Below are 2,312 nucleotides of genomic sequence, written 5' to 3'. Positions count from 1 at the left end.
CCCGTCGAAGGCGGGGAGGCGCCACTCGGTGGGCAGTCCGGTGTGGGGTTCGAGGGCGATGTCGGCGACGACGAGGGAGATCCGGCCGTCGCGCCCCGGGAAGCCGACGCCGAGCTCTTCGCGCACCCGGCTGCGTCCGCCGTCCGCCCCGACCAGGTAGGCGGCGCGCAGGGTGGGGGTGCTGTCCGGCCCGCCGACGGTGGCGTGACGCCGTACGTCGCGAGGTTTTCCTCCAGGAATCGCTCGACGCGGGTCTGCGGGATGCCGACCTGGTAGGGGAAGCGGGTGTCGAAGGGCGAGTAGTCCAGCGGGATGCCGGCGAAGTGGCCCCCGGGCAGGGTAGTGAGGGCCTGCTCGGTGATCGGGTCCAACCAGCCGCGTAGGTCCAGGACTTCGGCGGCACGCGGCGACGCCCTCGGTCCGGGTGGCGGTGGCGTCGTGCGTACGACCAGGCCGCGGGTCGTCGTCCGTAGGGTGCGGCCCCGTCGGGGACGAAATTCATCCTTCCCTGGAAGACGCGTCCGGTTGCCTGGCCGCAGAAGCAATTGCCAGTACCGCGAGTGTTATTGGCGGGTGGGGGGCGCGTGCTTTCTTGGGATGGCGGCCCCCGTTCTGGCACACGTGTGTGCGGGGTAGCCTCGGCGGTTGATCACTGATCCGATGGATGAAGGGGAAGACGATGGCGACCAAGGGCGGCCAGGGGCGGCACGGTTCGCCGAAGCCGCCGATCCTGCCGGCGGGGCCGAACGACAAGGCCCCGAACAATGGTGCGTAGCAGGGGGTGGATCCGCCGTTGCGCCCGTTTTCTGTTCGGTTCAGTGCCGCGTTTTCTGATGACCGGGGCTGCTGTGGGTGTCCTGGCTATCGGTGGTCTTCTCGGGGGCGTGTGGCTCGCATCGGATGGGCAAGGGTGTCTGAGGGCGGTCGGCGGGGTGGGCGAAGAGCAGGTGGCTGGGGAATACGAGGGGCCGTCCGGCGCCGGCGATTGGAGGCTGTCCGGGTTCGCCGGCGAGGTCGAAAAGCGAGTTTCACCGGACTTCACGGACATGCCGTATGCGCTCAGGCTCCAGCCGCTTCGGGTGCTCGCAGTCGGCCGGGACCACGACGAACAAGTCCTTTTCCGGGAAACGGATCCGGACAACTGCCCGTTGGTTGTGCTGCGCCGCGTGTGAGCGCGGGTGGGGGTGGCGCGGACCCGGTTCACGTGCCGCCCGTGAAGAGCAGCCGGTCCGGGGTGCCGTCGCGGAGGCCGCTCAGTACTCCCTGAGTCGCCTGGGCCGCCAGCCAGTCGGACACCGTCTGCGCCGACGCGTCCGGGTGTGCCGCCTTGTAGAGCGCGGCGACCCCGGTGACGTGCGGCGCCGCCTGTGAAGTGCCGCTCTTCGTGGTGGCGCCCCCGCCGGCGCGGGCGGAGACGATGTCCAGGCCCGGGGCGAGGAGGCGGAGGCAGGAACCCCAGTTGCTGAACGACGTCATCCGGTCGTTCCGGTCCGTCGCCCCGACGACCACCGCTCCCGGCGCGCTGCCGGGGGAGTTGGCGCAGGCGTCGGTGGCCGCGGTCGCCGGCTGTGCGTTGCCCGCCGAGACGACGGGCGGCACCCCACGGGCGGCGACCGCCGCCACCGAGGCGTTCGTCGCCGCCGAGTACGGGCCGTTGAGCGAGGCGTTGAGCACCGAGGCCGGCCCGGCGTGCTGGGCCACCCAGTCCAGGCCCGCCACGAAGCGGGAGGCCGACGTCGTCCCCTCGCAGTCCAGTACCCGCACGCTGACCAGCGCCACCTTCCGGGCGACGCCGTGCTCTCCGCCGCCGATGATTCCGGCGACGTGCGTGCCGTGCCCGGAGCCGGTCAGGCAGTCGGAGCCGTCGCCGGCCGGGTCCACCAGGTCGACGCCTTTGCGGGCGCGCCCGCCGAACTCGGGGTGGGTGTAGTCGATCCCGGTGTCCACCACGTACGCGGTGACGCCCTCGCCGGTGCCGGCGACCGTGAACTGCCCGTCCAGGGGCGGTTTCCGCTGGTCCACCCGGTCCAGCCCCCAGGACGTCGCCGGGTCGGCGGCCGACTGGCGGAGGACCGCGTCCTCCTCCACGGACCGTACGTCCGGCGAGCGGCGGACGGCGTCCAGCTGCGCGGGGGAGAGCGTGGCGGCGAACCCGAGCATCGCGTGCTGGTAGACGGTGTCCGGGGTGACGCCCAGCCGGGCGGTCAGGGTGCGGGGGCTGGCGCCTTGGCGCAGGGTGACGATGTAGTGGCCGGCTACGGCGCGTCCGCTGGTGCGGTGCAGGGCGGCGCGGGGCGCCGTGGGGTCGGGGT

The 2,312-nt window shown here is 72.6% G+C and carries 3 protein-coding genes; 1 reads left to right on the top strand and 2 read right to left on the bottom strand.

The features are described from left to right. Positions 1-156 (bottom strand): FAD-dependent monooxygenase (locus ACSNOK_RS32610; protein ID WP_436784403.1); only part of this gene is annotated, 156 nt, incomplete at its 3' end. A 662-nt stretch (positions 157-818) separates the two neighbouring features. Here ACSNOK_RS32610 and ACSNOK_RS32605 point away from each other — a divergent pair. Continuing rightward, positions 819-1,172 carry a hypothetical protein gene (locus ACSNOK_RS32605; protein WP_436784402.1) on the top strand — a complete coding sequence of 118 codons (354 nt, stop codon included), beginning with the start codon at positions 819-821 and terminating at the stop codon, positions 1,170-1,172. A 28-nt stretch (positions 1,173-1,200) separates the two neighbouring features. Here ACSNOK_RS32605 and ACSNOK_RS32600 read toward each other — a convergent pair. After that, positions 1,201-2,312: S8 family peptidase (locus ACSNOK_RS32600; protein ID WP_436784401.1), on the bottom strand; the 1,112-nt coding region annotated here is incomplete at its 5' end.

The organism is Streptomyces sp. URMC 126, from assembly GCF_051386555.1.
Taxonomy (GTDB): Bacteria; Actinomycetota; Actinomycetes; order Streptomycetales; family Streptomycetaceae; genus Streptomyces.
This window is presented reverse-complemented; position numbering and strand designations above follow the sequence as displayed.